General features: G+C 61.3%; 14 protein-coding genes. 4 read left to right on the top strand and 10 right to left on the bottom strand.

Going from position 1 to position 18,365, the window contains the following annotated elements:
- Nucleotides 1-180: 180 nt before the first annotated feature.
- The 10 genes from V3W27_RS24240 to V3W27_RS24195 form a co-directional block, all read right to left on the bottom strand.
- Nucleotides 181-3,207: a multidrug efflux RND transporter permease subunit gene (locus V3W27_RS24240; protein ID WP_135296456.1), complete on the bottom strand. Its 3,027-nt coding sequence runs from the start codon at nucleotides 3,205-3,207 to the stop codon at nucleotides 181-183.
- A gap of 13 nt (nucleotides 3,208-3,220) precedes the next feature.
- Nucleotides 3,221-4,369 carry an efflux RND transporter periplasmic adaptor subunit gene (locus V3W27_RS24235; protein WP_330207733.1) on the bottom strand — a complete coding sequence of 383 codons (1,149 nt, stop codon included), beginning with the start codon at nucleotides 4,367-4,369 and terminating at the stop codon, nucleotides 3,221-3,223.
- A 225-nt stretch (nucleotides 4,370-4,594) separates the two neighbouring features.
- Nucleotides 4,595-5,695 (bottom strand): DUF1513 domain-containing protein, encoded by a 1,101-nt coding sequence (locus V3W27_RS24230; RefSeq protein ID WP_330207732.1) that lies wholly within the window; start codon nucleotides 5,693-5,695, stop codon nucleotides 4,595-4,597.
- A 14-nt stretch (nucleotides 5,696-5,709) separates the two neighbouring features.
- On the bottom strand, nucleotides 5,710-6,774 hold the full coding sequence (locus V3W27_RS24225; protein WP_096795126.1) for an imelysin family protein: 1,065 nt from the start codon (nucleotides 6,772-6,774) through the stop codon (nucleotides 5,710-5,712).
- Between the two features lie 26 nt (nucleotides 6,775-6,800).
- Nucleotides 6,801-8,228 (bottom strand): di-heme oxidoreductase family protein, encoded by a 1,428-nt coding sequence (locus tag V3W27_RS24220; protein ID WP_330207731.1) that lies wholly within the window; start codon nucleotides 8,226-8,228, stop codon nucleotides 6,801-6,803.
- A 316-nt stretch (nucleotides 8,229-8,544) separates the two neighbouring features.
- Nucleotides 8,545-9,888: an imelysin family protein gene (locus V3W27_RS24215; protein ID WP_134787216.1), complete on the bottom strand. Its 1,344-nt coding sequence runs from the start codon at nucleotides 9,886-9,888 to the stop codon at nucleotides 8,545-8,547.
- Nucleotides 9,889-10,027: 139 nt separating this feature from the next.
- Nucleotides 10,028-12,079, bottom strand: coding sequence for a putative bifunctional diguanylate cyclase/phosphodiesterase (locus V3W27_RS24210; RefSeq protein ID WP_096795124.1), 2,052 nt, complete (start codon nucleotides 12,077-12,079; stop codon nucleotides 10,028-10,030).
- A 322-nt stretch (nucleotides 12,080-12,401) separates the two neighbouring features.
- Nucleotides 12,402-12,998, bottom strand: coding sequence for a superoxide dismutase (locus V3W27_RS24205; protein WP_003227660.1), 597 nt, complete (start codon nucleotides 12,996-12,998; stop codon nucleotides 12,402-12,404).
- 176 nt (nucleotides 12,999-13,174) lie between these two features.
- Nucleotides 13,175-13,777, bottom strand: coding sequence for a LysE/ArgO family amino acid transporter (locus tag V3W27_RS24200; RefSeq protein ID WP_027612476.1), 603 nt, complete (start codon nucleotides 13,775-13,777; stop codon nucleotides 13,175-13,177).
- Nucleotides 13,778-13,782: 5 nt separating this feature from the next.
- Complete coding sequence (locus V3W27_RS24195; protein WP_027612477.1) at nucleotides 13,783-14,184, bottom strand: ACT domain-containing protein; 402 nt, start codon at nucleotides 14,182-14,184, stop codon at nucleotides 13,783-13,785.
- 96 nt (nucleotides 14,185-14,280) lie between these two features.
- Here V3W27_RS24195 and V3W27_RS24190 point away from each other — a divergent pair, with 96 nt between their 5' ends.
- The 4 genes from V3W27_RS24190 (at nucleotide 14,281) to V3W27_RS24175 (ending at nucleotide 18,274) form a co-directional block, all read left to right on the top strand.
- Nucleotides 14,281-15,174, top strand: a complete 894-nt coding sequence (locus V3W27_RS24190; protein WP_095136979.1) for a LysR family transcriptional regulator ArgP — start codon at nucleotides 14,281-14,283, stop codon at nucleotides 15,172-15,174.
- A gap of 53 nt (nucleotides 15,175-15,227) precedes the next feature.
- Nucleotides 15,228-16,220 (top strand): NAD-dependent epimerase/dehydratase family protein, encoded by a 993-nt coding sequence (locus V3W27_RS24185; RefSeq protein WP_027612479.1) that lies wholly within the window; start codon nucleotides 15,228-15,230, stop codon nucleotides 16,218-16,220.
- Between the two features lie 116 nt (nucleotides 16,221-16,336).
- The gene (locus tag V3W27_RS24180; RefSeq protein WP_330207730.1) at nucleotides 16,337-17,191 is read left to right on the top strand and encodes an ATPase; all 855 of its coding nucleotides are present in this window, start codon (nucleotides 16,337-16,339) and stop codon (nucleotides 17,189-17,191) included.
- A 234-nt stretch (nucleotides 17,192-17,425) separates the two neighbouring features.
- Nucleotides 17,426-18,274 (top strand): cache domain-containing protein, encoded by an 849-nt coding sequence (locus tag V3W27_RS24175; protein ID WP_007964035.1) that lies wholly within the window; start codon nucleotides 17,426-17,428, stop codon nucleotides 18,272-18,274.
- The last annotated feature ends 91 nt before the right edge of the window (nucleotides 18,275-18,365 follow it).

Here is an 18,365-nt window from a genome sequence, read left to right as displayed (position 1 = left end):
TGACGCTTTCGCGAGCATGCCCGCTCCCACAGGGGACTGTGGTGGATGAAGGATTGGGGGGCTTGCCGCGATCAAGGGTGGGAGTGGGCTTGCTCACGAAGGGGCCGGCACATTCAGCATTGCTGTTGACTGACCTGACGCTTTCGCGAGCAAGCCCGCTCCCACAAGGGTAAATCGCTGTTATTTCGGATCGGGTTTCGCCAATAGGGTGTAGATGCACGGCAGCACAAACAGCGTAAACAGGGTGCCGATCGACATCCCCGTTGCAATCACGGTGCCGATATCAAACCGGCTCACGGCGCCCGCACCGGTCGCCAGAATCAACGGCACCATGCCGAACACCATCGCCGCCGTGGTCATCAACACCGGGCGCAAGCGGATTGCCGCCGCTTCCTCGACCGCTTCGCGCGCGGTCAGGCCCTTGTCCTTGCGCAGCTGGTTGGCGAACTCGACGATCAGGATCCCGTGCTTGCTGATCAGCCCGATCAGGGTCACCAGTCCGACCTGGGTGTAGATGTTCATGCTCGACCAGCCAAGGAACAGCGGAATCAACGCACCACAGATCGACAGCGGCACCGTCACCAGAATCACCAGCGGATCACGGAAGCTCTCGAACTGCGCCGCCAGCACCAGGAAAATGATCGCCAGCGCCAGGGCGAAGGTTACCCACAGTGCGCTGCCTTCCTGCACGTACTGGCGCGAGGCGCCGCCATAGTCGAAGGCAAACCCGGCTGGCGCTTCTTCCCGGGCGATCTGCAGCACGGTGTCGATGGCCTCGCCCATGCTGACTAACGGGAATCCGGAAATCTTCGCCGCGTTGAGTTGCTGGAACTGGTTAAGCTGGCGCGGTCGCGCCCGGTCGCTGACCTTGATCAGGGTCGACAGCGGCAGCAGCTCGCCTTGGGTGTTCTTCACGTAGTAGTTGTTCAGCCAGCCGGGGTTTTCGCGGTACGGTCGCTCGACCTGGGCAATCACCTTGTAGCTGCGGCCTTCGATGGTGAAACGGTTGATTTCCGCCTCACCCAGCAGCGTCGCCAGGGTGCCGCCCAGATCCTGCATCGACACGCCCATCTGCGCGGCTTTGGCACGGTCGATATCGACCACCACTTCCGGCTTGTCGAACGCCAGGTCGAGGTCGACGAAGGCGAACTTGCCCGACTCCATCGCACGTTTCTTGATCCGGTCGGCCACTTGCAGCAGCAATTCGTAGTCGTTGGCGGTATTGACCACGAATTCGAACGGCAAACCTTCACCGGTGCCGGGCAAGGAGGGCAGGTTGAAACCGAAAATCTGCAGGCCGGGGATACTCGCCAGTTTGCCTTGCACCTCGGGCAGGATCTGCATCTGCGTGCGGCTGCGCTCGTTCCACGGCTTGAGCAGGAAGCCACCGATGCCCGCCTGCACGCCGTTGTAGCCGTTGATCTGGAACGAGGAGTAGTACTCCGGAAACTCCTTGAAGATCTTGATGAATTCGTCGGTGTAAGTGCTCAGGTAATCGAGGTTGGTCGGCTGGGGGGCCGTGGCCATCATGAAGATGATGCCCTGATCCTCGTCCGGCGCCAGTTCCGACTTGGTGAACTTGAGAAACACCGGGATCAGGCACAACACGATCACCGCGAACACCAGCACCACCGGCCGCGTGTTCAATGTGCCGTGGAGCATGCTCTGGTAGCGGCGCTTGAGACCGTCGAAAATGCGGTCGAGGCGGTGCGCCAGGCCACTGGGGTTTTCTTCGTGGCGCAACAGCAGGGCGCACATCATCGGCGACAGGGTCAGGGCGACGATCCCGGAGATCACCACGGCGCCGGCCAGGGTCAGGGCGAACTCCTTGAACAAGGCCCCGGTCAGCCCGGTAAGGAAGCCGATCGGCGCATACACCGCCGCCAGGGTGATGGTCATCGACACCACCGGCATGGCGATTTCCCGCGCACCTTCCAGTGCGGCCTCCAGCGGCGTCTTGCCTTCCTCGATGTGTCGGTGAATGTTCTCCACCACCACAATCGCGTCATCTACCACCAGACCGATGGCCAGCACCATCGCCAGCAGGGTCAGGAGGTTGATCGAGTAGCCCATCATCTGCATGAAGAACATCACGCCGATCATCGACAGCGGGATGGTCACCACCGGGATCACCACCGAGCGCAACGCGCCGAGGAACAGGAACACCACCACGATCACGATCAGCACCGCTTCGAACAGGGTTTTCACCACTTCGTCGATCGAGGCCTGGATGAACTGGGTGGCGTCGTAGGCAATCTCGCTTTTGAGGTTGGGCGGCAATTGCGCTTCCAGCTCCGGCATCAGCTTGCGTACTTCGCGGATCACGTCCAGCGGGTTGGCCCCGGGCGTGGCCTTGATGCCGATGTACACCGACGGCGTGCCACCGAACGAGCTGATCGAATCGTAGTTTTCCGCGCCCATCTCGACCCGCGCGACATCGCTGAGCAGCACGCGGCTGTCGCCACTGACCTTGAGCGGAATCGCCGCGAAGGCTTCGGCGGATTTCAGTTCGGTGTTTGCGTTGATGCTGGTGACCACGTACTCGCCCTTCACCTCGCCGGCGGCGGAGAGGAAGTTGTACTGGCGCACCGCGTTGGTCACGTCGCTGGCGCTGAGGCCGAAACCGGCGAGCTTCACCGGGTCGAGCCACAGGCGCATGGCGAATACCTGATTACCGAGAATCTCCGCTTCGGCCATACCCGGCAGGGTCGCCAGTTTCGGCTGGATCACCCGCGACAGGTAGTCGGTGATCTGCGGGTTGCTCAAGTCCTTGCTGAAGAAACTGATGTACATCAGCGCCGAGGCGTCGGCCGATTCCTTGCTCAGCACCGGGTCTTCGGCGTCCTGTGGCAGCTTGTTCTTGACCTCGTTGGCCTTGGCCAGCAGTTCGGTGAACAGACGGTCGGTGTTGGAACCGATGCGCGCGTAGATCGAGATCACCGAGAAGTTCTGGCGGCTGACCGAGGTCATGTAGTCGATGCCCTCGGCGCTGGCCAGGCTTTGCTGCATCGGCTGGGTGATGTAGCCCTGAATGGTCTCGGCGTTGGCCCCGGGGTAGGCGGTGGTCACCGTGATCAGGGCGTTTTCCATTTGCGGGTACTGGCGCAGCGGCAGTTTGCTCCAGGCCTGGAAACCCAGCAGCACAATCAGCAGGCTGACCACGGTGGCGAGCACCGGGCGGCGGATGAACGGATCGGTAAAAGCCATGGGGATTCCTTGATCAGTCGGCGCGAGGCGGACTGTTCTGCTCGCCGAGGGTCTTGTCGTCGCTGATGGCAATGTGTGCGCCGTTGTCCAGTTTGATCTGGCCGGCAGTCACCACTTGTTCGCCGCTCTGCACGCCCTTGTTGATCATCACCAGGCCATCGCGGCGCTCACCGGTCTCGATGAAGCGGCGTTCGGCGATCAGCACTGGCTGGCCCTTGTCATCTTTTTCGACGCTGCCGTCCTCGGCCTTTTTCTGCCCGACCACGTACAGCGAGTTGCCGTACAGGGTGTAGGTGATCGCGCTTTCCGGGACCACGATGTGTTTCTGCGGATCGGGCAGCAACACCTCAAGGCTGGCGAACATGCCCGGCAGCAATTTGCCGTCGGGGTTGGCCAGGGTTGCGCGCACCAGAATATTGCGCGTGGTGCTTTCGACAATCGGGTTGATCGCGCTGATGGCGCCGGGGAAGTTCTGCCCGGGATAGGCCGCGACGCCGATCTGCACCGGTTGACCGATGGCCAGTTTCGGCACCGATTGCTCCGGCACATAGAAGTCGGCGTAGAGGCTGCTCAGATCCTGCAGGGTGGCGATTTTAGTGCCGCTGGCGAGGTAGTCGCCGACATCCACCTGACGGATGCCGATGGTGCCGCTGAACGGCGCAAGGATGCGTTTTTTCGCCAGCGAAGCGTTGAGCTGATTGACCGTGGCCTTGTTCTTTTGCAACACGGCGGAGAGACGGTCGTACTCGCCTTTGGAGATCGCGCGGCTATCGACCAGTTGACTGCCACGACCGAAATCCAGTTGCGCCAGTCCCAGGTCAGCCTTGGCGGTTTCCAGCAGGGCGGTCTCGACCGCGCTGTCGAGTTGCAGCAGCGGTTGCCCGGCCTTGACCTTCTGTCCGGATTCGAATTTGAGTTCGGTGACGGTGCCGGCGACTTCCAGACTCAGCTCGACGCCTTGCAAGGCCTTCAGCGAGCCGACGGTGGGCAAACGCATCTGCCACGGCTGTTCGCTGGCGCGGGCCACGGCGACACTGATCGGCGGTTTCGGTTTGGAGAAGCCCTGGATCATGGTGTAGATCGAAAAGGCTTTGTACCCGCCCAATACCAGGACGACCAGCAAGACAACACCCAACATGATCAGCATGCGGCGACGCAGCATATTTCCAGTTCCTTGGATAAATCAGGTGAGACAGGCGGGCACATTACTCCGAGTCAGGTGGGGATTCCAACTGGCAGTTATTACAGTGAGGACGAATAAAACCCCTGTGGCGAGGGAGCTTGCTCCCGCTGGACTGCGCAGCAGTCCCATGCTTTTGAGTGAAAAAGCGGGTCCGCTTCGCGCCCCAGCGGGAGCAAGCTCCCTCGCCACAGTTACAGCGTTGATTCAGGCCATCAGGTGCAGATGGTTATCCCAGAGCCCCGCTGGCAATTCCAGCGGCTTGGCCAGCAGCTCATCCTGGCGGCAATCGTAGTAGCGGCAACGGCCCTGACCCGAGGTCACGACGAATCCGTCCTGCACCGCACCAACACCGGCGCAATCGGGCAGCGGCGCGTCGAGGCGCACTTCGCCGCTGTCCAGGTCCCAGATGAAGAAGCGGTTGCCGCGCGGCGCGGTCAGCGCCACCAGCCGCAGTTCGCTGTGCACTGCGACGCTGGCGGTGTAATGCCCCATCGACTGCAACTGATGCTCTGGCACCGGGAATGCCACGAAGGGCTGGCCCGGACGCTTGATCGCCAACAGCTCGGAGCGCTCATGCGAGGCGCCCATGAACTGCTGGCCGGCGACGATGGTGCCGTCGCTGGCAATGCCCAGGTGACGCACGCTGTTCATCTGCTGGGAAAGGGTTTCCTTGCTCAGCAGGGTGCCGTCGCGCTGCATCAGCACCAGGCTCGGTTCCATAGCGTTGAGGTTCATGTCGACGCGGCTTTCGGCCTCGGTGCGGATCCCGCCGTTGGCCACCACCAGGGTTTCGCCATCGGGCATCCACGACACCTGATGCGGGCCGAGGCCATGGGTGGAAATCTCGCCGCTGTGCACCAGCCGCTCGCCTTCGAACTTGTACACCCCGAGCAGGCCACGCCCCGGATCCGTGGTGTCGTTCTCGGTGGCGTACAGGTATTCGCCGTCCTTGTGCACCACGGCGTGGCCGTAGAAATGCCGGTTCGGCTGCGACGTCACGGTTTGCAGCAACGTCCCGTCGCGCAGATCGATCAGGTAGCTCTCGGTGCCCGGGCGGCGGGCGACGAACAGCGCGATCGGCAGCGTCGGGTGGTTGATGATGTCGTGGCAGCGCTGGCCGACCTCGGTGGCGAACACCCGCGTACCGTCCAGCCGATAACCGACGGCGTAATGCTTGCCGTCGGTGTCGTCGCGCGCCGAGAGCAACAACGGGCTCTGATCCTTGCGCTTGAACAGCGTCCAGCCGCCCAGTGTCACTGCTCCCAGCAGCAAACTACCTAAAGTCAGAGCCTGGCGTCGCAGCATGGCACTTGCCCTCATCAGTCACCGTCGTTGGCGTTGAAGCCCAGTTGGATGCCCAGCGCCTTGGCCAGTTCGCCTTCGTGCAGGCGATGGACGACGTTGAGGCTGTCGTAAAGATCGTTGAGTTGTTGACGACCGGCGTCGTCCTGGAGCATTTCGGTCAGCGAGCGCTGGCTGCTGTCGAACAGTTTCAGCGACGCGGCGTAAGCGGCGTCGATCTTGTCCGCCAACGGTTTCTGCTCGGCCGGCAGCAGACCGCGCAGGCCTTTGTTGTCGACGCCTTCCCAGACGGTTTTGGCTGCAGCGAGGCTGGCTTCCAGCGCGGTCAGCGACGACTGGCTGCGCCACGCATCGGCCTGGAACGGTTGCGGCACGCCTTTGCTCTGACGGCCCATCGGCGTGCCGAGTTTTTTCTTCAAGGTGTCGAGGGCGGTGACTTGCACACGCAGCAGATCGGCGATTGCTTCGTGGGAGTCAGCGTAGCGTTGGTTAGGGAATTTGCTCATTTGCGCGAGCATGCCGTCGGTGTTGTTCCAGCTCTGCAGAATCTCTTCGGCCAGTTGCTTCTGGCGCTCGCCGATGGCGATCAACAGTGGGCAGTATTTGGCTTTCTGCTCGGCGTTGGCGACGTCCGGTTTTTCATCGAACAGGATGTATTCGTAAGCCGACAGGCCCTGCACCACCACGCTGGATTTGGCCAGTGCGGCGGCGTCGATCTGCGGTTGCGCGACCACCAGTTGCTCGACCTGACGGCCAACGAGGTTCTTCTTGTCCGGCCAGAACTGCACCTGCCACGAACGGTTGCCCTCGGCCAACGGCCCGATCAGCAACGGTTGCAGCTCGGCCCAGGCTTTCTGCGCGTGCAGGAAGTCGGCGCGGGCGGTTTCCAGGGTTTCCTTGCCTTGGCAGTAGGCGAGGGCGCTGACCGCCAGTTGCTTGTCGGCTTCGACCCAACGGGTGTAGGTCGGCAGGATCACCGATTTGGCGATGGCCGCCGACGTGACCGCTTGCGGGTCCTGCGGCGAGCAGGCGCCGAGGGCGAGTGCGGCAAGGCTGGTGAACAACAACTTGGGACGGAACATGTCGGGCTCCCGATTCTTTTAAGTGTTTAAAGTGAGTTCAAGAACGCCAGCAGCGCGGCACGCTGCTCGGCGTTGAAAGACAAAACCTGTTGCTGCGCCTTCTCCGCTTCGCCGCCATGCCAGAGCACGGCTTCGAGCAAGTTGCGGGCGCGGCCGTCATGCAGAAACTGGGTGTGACCACTGACTGCCTGCGTCAGGCCAATGCCCCACAACGGCGGGGTGCGCCAGTCGCGGCCGGAGGCCTGGAATTCAGTGCGGTTGTCGGCCAGACCGTCGCCCATGTCGTGCAGCAGCAGATCGCTGTACGGGCGAATCACTTGATTGGCCAGTTCAGGTTCGGCGGCGTTGGCGGCGGTGGTGTATTTCGGTGTGTGGCAGGACTGGCAGCCAGCCTGGAAGAACAGGTTCTTGCCGGCCAGCACTTGTTGGTCGTTGACGCCACGACGTGCCGGCACTGCGAGGTTGCGTGTGTAGAACAGCACCAGACGCAGGATGTTGTCGCTGACTTCCGGCTCGCCGTCCGGGCCATTGCCGTTCGGCGCCTGCTTGCACGCGGTTTGCGCGTCGGTGCAGTCATCGAAGGGTCTCAGGCTGGTGGTCAGGCCCATGTCTCCGGAAAACGCGTGGACATTCTGCTGATTGAGATTCGGTTGTCCGGCTTTCCAGCCGAATCGACCCATGACAGTTTTTTGCTGCGCGTCATCCCAGACCTGATTCGGTCGGCCGTTAATGCCGTTGTTCTCTTTGGCCTGCGCGGCGGCGTTGGCGAGGATCGCTTCTTCGGGAATAGCTTCGAGCAGGCCGAGGCCGATCATCGGCGGTGCGACGCGGGCCGAGAAACGCGTGTCCGGGTGCATCGGGCCGTAGCCCAACTGAGTGAATTGCAGAACCGGTTTGCGCAGCTCGACTTCGGTGCCGTCCTTGAAACGGATCGGCACCGGGGTGTACTCGACGCGCACCTTGCCTTCGGGCGTGACCCCGGGCACGGCCATGTCCTGGAACTGGCCGCCGTAGACCGGCTCGGGCACCACGCCGAGTTGCTCGATGACTTTGGCATAGGCCGGTGAATCAGGGATCGACAGACGCACCAGCATCGACACCGCGTTCGTCGCATCCGGCGCTGGCGGGTGTCCGCGACCGTCCTTTATGTGGCAGTTCTGGCAGGCGTTGGTGTTGAACAGCGGGCCGAGGCCATCGCGGGCGGTGGTGGTTGACGGGGCGATCACCCACGGACTGCGGAAGAAGCTGTTGCCGACACTGAAGTCGACCCGGCGCGACGGCGGCAGATTGGCCGAAGGCAACGAGAACGCATTCTGATCGGTCTTGCGCACAGTCGCCGCCCCGCCCGAACGCGCTTCACCGGGCTCAGCCTTGGTAAAACGCGGGGCGTCATCGCAGGCACTCAGGCCCAGGGCCAGAAACAGTGCGGACAAGCGAAGCGGCAGCGAGGGCATCAGACATCCTGCGGACGGGCGAAAACAAAGGCGCAAAGTCTAACAGGGCGAGTGAGTTTGAATAAGAGGAATTATCGTTTGCTTGATATGGCGCAAGCCTTGAAACTCATGCAAACCCTGTGGGAGCGAGCCTGCTCGCGAAAGCGGTGTCCGCCGCGCTGACGATGTTGCGCCAGATGACGCCTTCGCGAGCAGGCTCGCTCCCACAGGATTTGGTGGTGTACCTGATATCGAACACACCATGGAGCAGGGTTTTGTGTACGGCAGGCATGAAAAAGGCGACCCGGAGGTCGCCTTCTTGTGCAGTCAGCGTTGATCAGAACTCGTGATCAGCGTTGTCCGGGTTCAGGTCGCTGATGCCCAGCTTGCCGGCGGCGGCTTCGATCGAGCCGGTCTGCTTGACCAGTGCGGCGATGGCGTCACGCACGATCTGGTTGCCGGCGGTGTTGCCCGCAGCGATCAACTGGTCGTAGTGCTCACCCTTGTTGGCGTGATCGACCATGACCTGGATTTTCGCTTCGGTAGCGGCCAGATCGGCTTTCAGCGCGGTGTCGGCAGCCGGGTCGGCCTTGGCCACCAGCGACGACAGGCTGGCGCCGGTCATCTTGGTGCCGTCGGTGCGGGTGTATTCGCCCAGGTACACGTTACGAATGCCTTTGGCATCGTAGAAGTGCGAGTTGTGAGTGTTGTCGCTGAAGCAATCCTGTTCGTCTTCCGGCGAGTTGGCTTCCAGCGAAACCTTCATGCGCTCGCCCGCCAGTTCACCCAGGGACAGGCTGCCCATGCCGAACAGCATTTTGCGCAGACCGGATTCGGCAGGCTCGGCTTCCAGAGTGGCGCGGTAGTTGTCAGCCACGTTCGGCTTCCAGTTGCCGACCATTTCTTCCAGGTCGCTGACCAGCAGTTGGGTCACGGCTTTGAGGTACGCACGGCGACGATCGTTGTGACCACCGGTGGCGCCTGCGCCTTCCAGGTAGTCCGACGCCGGACGGTTGCCGGCGCCCGGGCCGGTACCGTTCAGGTCCTGGCCCCAGAGCAGGAATTCGATGGCGTGGTAGCCGGTGGCAACGTTGGCTTCGGAACCGCCCAGCTCGTTGAGGCTGGCGAGTTTTTCCGGGGTGATGTCTTTCACATCGACCTTGTCTTCGCCGACCTGCACTTCGGTGTTGGCGATGATGTTGGCGGTGGCGCCCGGGTTGCCCAGCGCGTGCTCGTAGGATTTGTCGACGTAGTCGATCAGGCCTTCGTCCAGCGGCCAGGCGTTCACCTGACCTTCCCAGTCGTCGATGATGGTGTTGCCGAAGCGGAACACTTCGCTCTGCAGGTAAGGCACGCGCGCAGCGACCCAGGCAGCCTTGGCGGCTTTCAGGGTGTCGGCGTTCGGTTTGGCGAGGAACGCGTCGACCGCGGTTTGCAGGGTTTTCGCAGTGGATTCGGCATCGCTGTAGACGGCGAAGACCATGTCGGCGTAATGCGCGACCACAGCCTTGGCGGCGGCTTCATCGACTTTACCGGCAGCGGCAGGTGCTGGAGCGGCGGCGGTGCTGGCGGCCGGCGTCGGCGCGGCCGGGGCGGCAGCCTTGTCTTTGCCTTCGCCGCAACCGGCGAGGGAAATAGCGATGGCCAGCAGACTGGCGGTAGCCAGAGGCATACGAATCATGGCGAACATCCTGCTTCGGTAATGGAATGGACAGGGCGCGGGGGTGCGCAAAGCTGCGACATAATGCAAATCTTTCGCATTATGTGTAAAGGGCTGTGGCTGGAAATATTTCTTGTTTAGCCGGTTGTTATGCGCGGCATCAAAGGATCGCCGCGTTGCTACGCTGCGCCTGCTTGAGGTACGCCGTCAGCTCCCGGGCAGGCAGCGGCTTGCTGTAGTGGTAACCCTGACCTTCGTGGCAGCCTTCGGAGATGATGTAGGACTCTTGCTCGGCGGTTTCCACACCTTCGGCGATCACCTGCATGCCCAGGCTCTTGCCCAACTGGATGATCGCGCGAACGATGGTCGCATCATCGTCGTCATCCAGCAGATCCTGGACGAAGCTCTTGTCGATCTTGATCTTGTCCAGCGGCAGACTTTTCAGGTAACTCAGCGATGAGTAGCCGGTGCCGAAGTCGTCGATGGCGATCAGCGCCCCGGAACGACGCAGGCTCAGCAGATGCTGGGCGGCGGTGCTGATGTCTTCCATCAGGCCGGTTTCGGTGACTTCCAGTTCGAGGCTGCGCGGCGGCAGGCGGTAGATCTGCAGCAGGTTGTTGACCACCCGCGGCAACTCGGCGTGGTGCAGTTGCACGGTGGACAGGTTGACCGCCATGCGCAGATCGACGAAGCCCTGATCGTGCCATTCGCGCAATTGCTTGCAGGCCTGATCCAGCACCCATTCGCCGATGGCGATGATCGTGCCGTTCTGTTCGGCCAGCGGAATGAACAGGTCCGGCGGCACCAGACCGTGTTCCGGATGCTGCCAGCGAATCAGCGCTTCGACCCCGACCACGCGGTGATCGCGGTAGCTGATCTGCGGCTGATAGACGAGGTAGAACTGGTCGCGAATCAGTGCGTCGCGCAGGTCTTTTTCCAGTTCGCGACGGCGGCGCATCTCGCTGTCGACGCTGGCGATGTAGAACTGATAGCGGTTGCGCGAGCGGGTCTTGGCCAGCGTCATGGTCTGCTCGGCCTTCTGCAACAGCTTCTCGGTGCTGTCGCCGTCCTCGGGGAACAGGGTGATGCCGATGGTCGCGCGCAGGCGGATTTCCTGATGGTCGAGGGCGAACGCCGCTTCCAGATCATCGAGGATGCTTTGCGCCAGCTCCGCCGCTTCGTAAGGTTGCTCAATATCGGCCTGCACCAGCGCGAACTGGTCGCCACCCAGACGGGCGAGGGCGCCGAGGCGACCGCTGTGGGCGCGCAGGCGGTCGGCCAGCGCCAGCAGCAACTGGTCGCCGGTCTGGTAGCTGAACTGCTCGTTGATCCCTTTGAAATCATCCAGCCCTACGCACAACACCGCGACCCGGCGTTGCAGCTTGCCGGCGTCGACCAGAATCTTGTCCAGTTGCTGCTGCAATTGCTGGCGGTTCGGCAGGCCGGTGAGGAAGTCGTACTGGGCCATGCGCAGCAGGCTGTTTTCCGCTTCGTGGCGCAGGTGGGTGTTGCGTTCTATCGATTCGAGCAACTGGTTGGCGGTGTTGATCCAGATGCCGAGTTCATTCTTTTCGTGACCCTTGAGCTGTGGAATCTTGTGCTCGCTGGGGCGATCGGGATTGATTTCGGTCAGGTGCTCGATGATCCGCGACAGCGGCTTGGTCAGCAGCCAGTGATAAACCAGATACAACACCAGGCCCATGGCCAGGGCGCGCAAGACGCCGGAAATGAAAATGATCACCGAACTGACGATGAAACTCTCGCCATAGGTGGCGGTGTCGAGGGTGATGCTCAGGTCGCCGTAATACTCGCTGTAGGGACCGCGACCGACCAATTGAGTGGTGAAGGTGCGTTCCTGACCGAGAATCAGGTCAGTCAGCCAGCGACTGTTGGAGTGCTGCAACTCACGGGACTTCTGCGCGAGCATCGCTTCGTTGGGATGGCCGATGGAGGCCTGGCGCACGGCGTCGTCCTGGAACAGGCCTTCGATCACCTGCATGCCCATTTCCCGGTCCAGGCTGTAGACCGCCTGAGTGGATGGGTCGCGGAACATGTCGAGGATACGCTGAGCGTCGCCGGCCACCGCCTGGCGGGTTTTATAGGCATCGAAAACAATCTGGGCACAGCTCAAGACCACGCCGACGATCAATGCCGAAAGGAGCACGACCCGGAGCAACTTCACCGACAAGCTGTTCTTGAGTTCCAGCTTCAAAGGGTTATTCCTTGTTCCGTGCGGGTAGCGTCAAGTTGCCATGAGTATTGGCAATCCCGTGTTGGCAGTCAAAGGGACAATCAAGCCTCGGAACATTTGCCCGTTGCCTTGACCGAAATACTGCTGTCTGGAGCCTCAGCTCTATTTGTACTGTGTCGGTAGTTTCGGCCCTCAACTTGAGCAGTCTGGAACAAATTTTCGCTGATTTGATGGTAGCCCGCTGTGCTGCACCGGCAAGCGGCCGGAGCCATCGTTCATCGTGAAAAAAAAAGCAGGCATAAAAAAACCCGGCCGTAGCCGGGTTTTTTATCTGGCGCGTAGCTTAAGCGGTGAAGGTTTTGCCTTCGAACTGCTCAGCGACGAACTTCCAGTTGACCAGGTTCCAGAACGCTTCAACGTACTTCGGACGCAGGTTGCGGTAGTCGATGTAGTAAGCGTGTTCCCAGACGTCGCAGGTCAGTAGCGGGGTGTCGCCGCTGGTCAGCGGGTTGCCGGCGCCGATGGTGCTGGCCAGAGCCAGGGAACCGTCAGCCTTTTTCACCAGCCAGCCCCAGCCGGAACCGAAGGTGCCGATCGAGGTTTTGCTGAACTCTTCCTTGAACTTGTCGAACGAACCGAAGGCTGCGTTGATCGCTTCAGCCAGTGCGCCGGTTGGTTGACCGCCGGCGTTTGGCGCCAGGCAGTTCCAGTAGAAAGTGTGGTTCCAGACCTGAGCGGCGTTGTTGAAGATGCCGCCCGAGGAAGTCTTGACGATCTCTTCCAGGGTCTTGCCTTCGAACTCGGTGCCTGGCACCAGGTTGTTCAGGTTCACGACATAGGTGTTGTGGTGCTTGTCGTGGTGAAATTCCAGGGTTTCCTTGGAAATGTGCGGCTGCAGGGCATCGTGTGCGTAAGGCAGCGGCGGCAATTCGAAAGCCATGATGATTCTCCTAATCAGGTCTGTTGCGGTGAGCGCAAGGCCGATCACGGGCGGCCAGAAATGCACCGACGAGTTTTTACTCTTTGCGGCGCAGGGTTCGGATCATAGCACCGGGGTCAAGGCTTAACCACGCAACAACTGTGTGGGATAGAGGTTCCAGAGCCTTTTGGAATAAATCAGTTGGCGATAATCAATTGGCCCGCCACCGTGAACATCATCACTGCCACCAGAAGATCAAGAATCCGCCAGGTACTCGGTCGAGCCAGCCATGGTGCAAGCCACGCGGCACCTAGCGCCAAGGTGAAAAACCACAGCAGCGACGCACTCGCGGCGCCCACGACATAAGCGCCCGGCACCGACTGCTGCGCCCCCAGCGAGCCGATCAGCAACACCGTGTCCAGATAAACGTGAGGATTGAGCAGCGTCACCGCCAGCGCGCTGAGCATCACCGCGCGCAACGAGCGTACGGTGTGGTTTTCACCCTGATCCAGACTCTGTTTCGAGAACGCCCTTCGCAGCGCCTGGCTGCCATACCAGATCAGAAAGACCGCGCCGCCCCAGCGTGCCACCGCGAGCAATGTCGGGTTCTGCGCCAACACGGTGGCCAAGCCAAACACCCCGGCCGCCACCAGCAGCGCATCGCACGCTACACACAGCGCCGCCACCGGCAGGTGATGTTCGCGGCGCAGACTCTGCGCCAGCACAAAAGCGTTCTGGGTGCCGATCGCCATGATCAGCCCCAAGGCCACCAGCAGGCCGTTCACATAGCTTTGCCACATAAGATTTACTCCGCGTTGGCTGCCAGATCGCGCAGCACGTGCATGGCACGCTCGGCGTCGGCCTGACCGACAAACAAATGGTCGTGGTAATAACCGGCGATCACGTTGCAACTGATTCCGGCCTTGCCCAGCGCGCTGGCGAACGCGGCCGTGAGGCCAACGGCTTCGAGCGCCGAATGCACATTGAGGGTGATCCACGCCGCCACATAATCAAAAGCGAACCCGGCACGTTCAGCCTGGGAGCGCTCCAGAATCACGGTCAGGCCTTCCTGCTCGCGGAAGCTGCCGACAATCTCCACACCGCTCGGCAACTGGCCGTCACGCAGGGTGCAGAATACGTACTCGCCGGCATTGAGCTGCGGGCTCATGCTGCGCAGCAGAGTTGTGAGTGAGGTTTCGCCAGCCATTGCCGTGTTCCTTGATAAAGAGTGCTTGCTGGCTATTCTCCGGTCGAAAGCGGTATAAGAAAAACCAATAGTGCTGATCGCTCATTAGGAAAACTGATGTTCGACTACAAATTGCTTTCCGCTCTGGCCGCCGTGGTCGAGCAGGCTGGATTCGAGCGCGCTGCGCAGGTGCTGGGCTTGTCGCAATCGGCGATTTCCCAGCGGATCAAACTGCTGGAAGCGCGGGTCGGCCAACCGGTGTTGGTACGCGGCACCCCCCCGTCACCCACCGAGATCGGCCGGCGACTGCTCAACCATGTGCAGCAGGTGCGCCTGCTCGAACGTGACTTGCAGACCCTGGTGCCGGCGCTCGACGAAGAAGGCCTGCCGGAGCGTTTGCGCATCGCCATCAACGCCGACAGCCTCGCCACCTGGTGGGCCGAGGCCGTGGGCGATTTCTGCGCCGAGCAGCATTTATTGCTGGATCTGGTGGTGGAAGATCAGACCGTCGGCCTCAAGCGCATGCGTGCCGGGGAAGTGGCGGCGTGTGTCTGTGCCAGCGAGCGCCCGGTGGCCGGTGCGCGTAGCGTGTTGCTCGGGGCGATGCGCTATCGGGCGCTGGCCAGTCCGGCGTTTATCGAGCGGCATTTCCCCGACGGGGTGCGCGCCGAGCAGCTGCCGCGCACCCCGGCGCTGGTGTTCGGCCCGGACGATTTTCTCCAGCATCGCTACCTCGCATCGCTCGGTGTCGATGGTGGTTTCGAGCATCATTTGTGCCCGTCCTCCGAAGGTTTTGTGCGTCTGACCGAAGCCGGGTTTGGTTGGGGCCTGGTGCCGGAACTGCAAGTGCGCGATCAACTGCAACGCGGCGTATTGCGCGAACTGTTGCCAGATAAACCGATCGATGTGCCGTTGTACTGGCATCATTGGCGCAATGGCGGTCAGCTGCTGGCCTTGCTGACAGAGCAATTGCTACGTTCTTCACCGCGCTGGCTGGTGCCCTTGGGCTGATGGTCAGCGTCAAGACAGACGTATCAGGTAAACGAAAGACATCGGAGCGTTACATGAAAATTCTGGTCACCGGCGCAAGCGGCTTCATTGGCGGACGCTTTGCGCGTTTCGCTTTGGAGCAGGGCCTGGACGTGCGGGTCAACGGTCGCCGGGCCGAAAGTGTCGAGCATCTGGTGCGCCGTGGCGCCGAGTTCGTCCCGGGCGATCTCACCGATGCGGATCTGGTGCGCGAACTCTGCGCCGACGTCGAAGCCGTGGTGCACTGCGCCGGCGCCGTCGGCTTGTGGGGGCGCTATCAGGACTTTCATCAGGGCAACGTGCAGGTCACCGAAAACGTCGTCGAAGCCTGCCTCAAGCAGCGCGTGCGGCGACTGGTGCATCTGTCGTCGCCGTCGATCTATTTCGATGGCCGCGATCACCTCGGCCTGACCGAAGAGCAAGTGCCCAAGCGCTTCAAGCATCACTACGCGGCGACCAAATACCTGGCCGAGCAAAAGGTCTTTGGCGCGCAGGAATTCGGTCTGGAAACCATTGCCCTGCGCCCGCGTTTCGTCACTGGTGCCGGCGACATGAGCATCTTCCCGCGCCTGCTGAACATGCAGCGCAAGGGGCGTCTGGCGATCATTGGCGACGGTCTGAACAAGGTCGACTTCACCAGCGTGCAGAACCTCAACGAAGCGCTGCTCAGCAGCCTGCTGGCGGCCGGTTCCGCGTTGGGCAAGGCCTACAACATCAGCAATGGCGCGCCGGTGCCGCTGTGGGATGTGGTCAATTATGTGATGCGCAAAATGGAAGTGCCGCAGGTCAGCAAATACCGCTCGTACGGTCTGGCCTACAGCGTTGCTGCGCTCAACGAAGGCGTGTGCAAACTCTGGCCGGGACGCCCGGAGCCGACCCTGTCGCGATTGGGCATGCAAGTCATGAAGAAAAATTTCACCCTCGACATCAGCCGCGCCCGGCATTATCTGGACTACGATCCGAAAGTCAGCCTGTGGTCGGCTCTCGACGAGTTCTGTGGCTGGTGGAAAGCTCAGGACATCCGTTGATACAAGTCGGTCGGCCGGCAATGAACCGCACTGCCGCTTGAGGGTCAATCCCTGCGGCTGCGGCGGTTATACTTCGCAGCATTTAGCCATCACCGCGTTCCACAAAGGTTGCCTCAATGTCCATGCGTAACGATGCCAACGACGATTTCGACGATGTACCGAGCCTGCGGGCCGACACCTTTGACGACGATGACATTCCGCCCTCCGCTCGCACCTCGGTGCACTCGCGCACGCCGCCGGTGGTCAAGGTCAAGGCTGCGAGTACCGGGCCGCTGTGGGCACTGGTCGGCGCGTTGTTCTTTGCCTTCATCGGCCTGGCCTGGTGGAGCTTCCAGCAGATTTCGCTGATGGAGCAGCAATTGGTCGCGACCCAGGAAAGCTTTGCACGCATCAGCGAGGAAGCGGCAGGGCGCCTGCAGGACATTTCCGGCAAGGTCGTCGCCAGTCAGAGCAACGTCAATAGCGACAGTGAAGCCCTGAAGCAGCAGATCAAACAGCTGGAAACTCAGTTGCTGGATCAGAGCAAACAGCAGCAAGGCGTGGTCGGTCAGGCCAGCGATCTGGACAAGCGTCTGGCGCAGATGACCGCGCAGACCACCGAACAACAGAACGCCAATACCCAGTTGCAGGCTCAGGTCAAAGCCTTGAGCGCCGAACTGGCGACCCTGAAGAGCGCCCCGGCCGACACCGGCAAGGTCGATGCGCAGCTCAAGAGTTATGACGCGCAGCTGAAAAGCCTCGGCGCTGATATCACCGCGCTGAAAAAGCAAGGCAATCCGAGCGCGGCGATCGAGCGTCTGGAGCAGGAAATCGTCGTTCTCAAGAGTGAACAGGACAACCGTCCGGCCGCTGCGCAGGGTGGCGGCAATACCGCCGAGTTCGACGCATTCCGCGGGCAGATGACCCGCAACCTCAACACCCTGCAGGCGCAGATCCAGAACCTGCAACAGCAGATCAATGCCCGGCCGTAGGGCCTGAGTCAGGATATCTTGTGGCGAGGGAGCTTGCTCCCGCTGGAGTGCGAAGCGCTCCCCTGCTTTCGTTCAGGTAGAGCGCATTTGCAGGTTTTGCGACTGCTTCGCAGCCGAGCGGGAGCAAGCTCCCTCGCCACAGGGAATGCGGCAACTTCTGGATTCATCTTCGACCTCCGTCCGACCCCAAGCCGTCTACGCTCTTGAAACACCAACAAGAACGAGGGATGCGTTATGGGGTTTTTGCATAAAGTGGCGTGGCTCGGGGTGATGCTTTTTGTAGGGGCAGGGCAGGTCAACGCCGCCACTACACAAAAGGACGACAGCAAGGCTGCCATCGCTTTGCTGGAAAAGGCGCTGGCCTATTACCACGACAATGGCGACAAGGCCTTCGCCGCGTTCAGCCGTCAGGGCGAGTTCGTCGACAAGGATCGCTACGTGTTCGTGGTCGACACCAAAGGCGTGATGCTCGCCAGCGGCGGGCCGTCCTCAGCCTTGATCGGCCGTGACGTCAGCGAAGTGCTTGCGCCGGATTTGCAGAAAGCCTTCAAGGACGCCTTGCTGGTGCCGGAAGGCAACGGCATTCAACAGGCCGAATACCGCTGGCAGAACTGGGCGGACGGCAAGGTCGAGCGCAAGCATGTCTACTATCAGCGCATCGGCCAGCGGATTCTGGCCGTCGGTTATTACCTGCCGCGTGCTTCAGCCGAGCAGGCCAAGGCACTTCTCGACAAGGCTGCAACCGATCTGGGAAAAAACGAGAAGGGCACGCTGACGGCCATCAACTCGCTCAAGGGCGGTTATCTGCAGGATGACCTGTATGTGTTCGTGGTCGATCTGGACACCCAACGCTACGTTGCCCACGGAACCAACCTGCGCTTGATCAACACCGATTTCAGCAAGATCAAGGACCCGGAAGGCAAACCGGTGGGCGAGCCGATTCTGGCGCTGATCGCCAAACAGGATGACGGCGAATACGAATATCGCTGGAAAAACCCGGTGACCGGCAAGGTCGAGGACAAGCATGCCTACCTGAAGAAGGTCGGGCATTTTCTGGTGGCGGTGGGTTACTACAGCCCCTGATTGAAACATTCGCTACTGTGGGAGGGGGCTTGCTCCCGAAAGCGGTATGTCATTCAACAAAGATGTTGGCTGATCCACCGCTTTCGGGAGC

Origin of the sequence: Pseudomonas sp. AM14(2022) (assembly GCF_036346455.1) — a bacterium.
In the GTDB taxonomy this organism is placed as follows: domain Bacteria; phylum Pseudomonadota; class Gammaproteobacteria; order Pseudomonadales; family Pseudomonadaceae; genus Aquipseudomonas; species Aquipseudomonas putida_A.
This window is presented reverse-complemented; position numbering and strand designations above follow the sequence as displayed.

Bases quoted from the DNA above. Each gene is read 5' to 3' on its own strand.
- V3W27_RS24200 (WP_027612476.1), bottom strand. From the start codon at position 13,777: ATGTGGCAAAGCTATGTGAACGGCCTGCTGGTGGCCTTGGGGCTGATC.
- V3W27_RS24190 (WP_095136979.1), top strand. From the start codon at position 14,281: ATGTTCGACTACAAATTGCTTTCCGCTCTGGCCGCCGTGGTCGAGCAG.
- V3W27_RS24175 (WP_007964035.1), top strand. From the start codon at position 17,426: ATGGGGTTTTTGCATAAAGTGGCGTGGCTCGGGGTGATGCTTTTTGTA.
- V3W27_RS24220 (WP_330207731.1), bottom strand. From the start codon at position 8,228: ATGCCCTCGCTGCCGCTTCGCTTGTCCGCACTGTTTCTGGCCCTGGGC.
- V3W27_RS24195 (WP_027612477.1), bottom strand. From the start codon at position 14,184: ATGGCTGGCGAAACCTCACTCACAACTCTGCTGCGCAGCATGAGCCCG.
- V3W27_RS24180 (WP_330207730.1), top strand. From the start codon at position 16,337: ATGTCCATGCGTAACGATGCCAACGACGATTTCGACGATGTACCGAGC.
- V3W27_RS24225 (WP_096795126.1), bottom strand. From the start codon at position 6,774: ATGTTCCGTCCCAAGTTGTTGTTCACCAGCCTTGCCGCACTCGCCCTC.
- V3W27_RS24235 (WP_330207733.1), bottom strand. From the start codon at position 4,369: ATGCTGCGTCGCCGCATGCTGATCATGTTGGGTGTTGTCTTGCTGGTC.
- V3W27_RS24215 (WP_134787216.1), bottom strand. From the start codon at position 9,888: ATGATTCGTATGCCTCTGGCTACCGCCAGTCTGCTGGCCATCGCTATT.
- V3W27_RS24230 (WP_330207732.1), bottom strand. From the start codon at position 5,695: ATGCTGCGACGCCAGGCTCTGACTTTAGGTAGTTTGCTGCTGGGAGCA.
- V3W27_RS24185 (WP_027612479.1), top strand. From the start codon at position 15,228: ATGAAAATTCTGGTCACCGGCGCAAGCGGCTTCATTGGCGGACGCTTT.
- V3W27_RS24205 (WP_003227660.1), bottom strand. From the start codon at position 12,998: ATGGCTTTCGAATTGCCGCCGCTGCCTTACGCACACGATGCCCTGCAG.
- V3W27_RS24240 (WP_135296456.1), bottom strand. From the start codon at position 3,207: ATGGCTTTTACCGATCCGTTCATCCGCCGCCCGGTGCTCGCCACCGTG.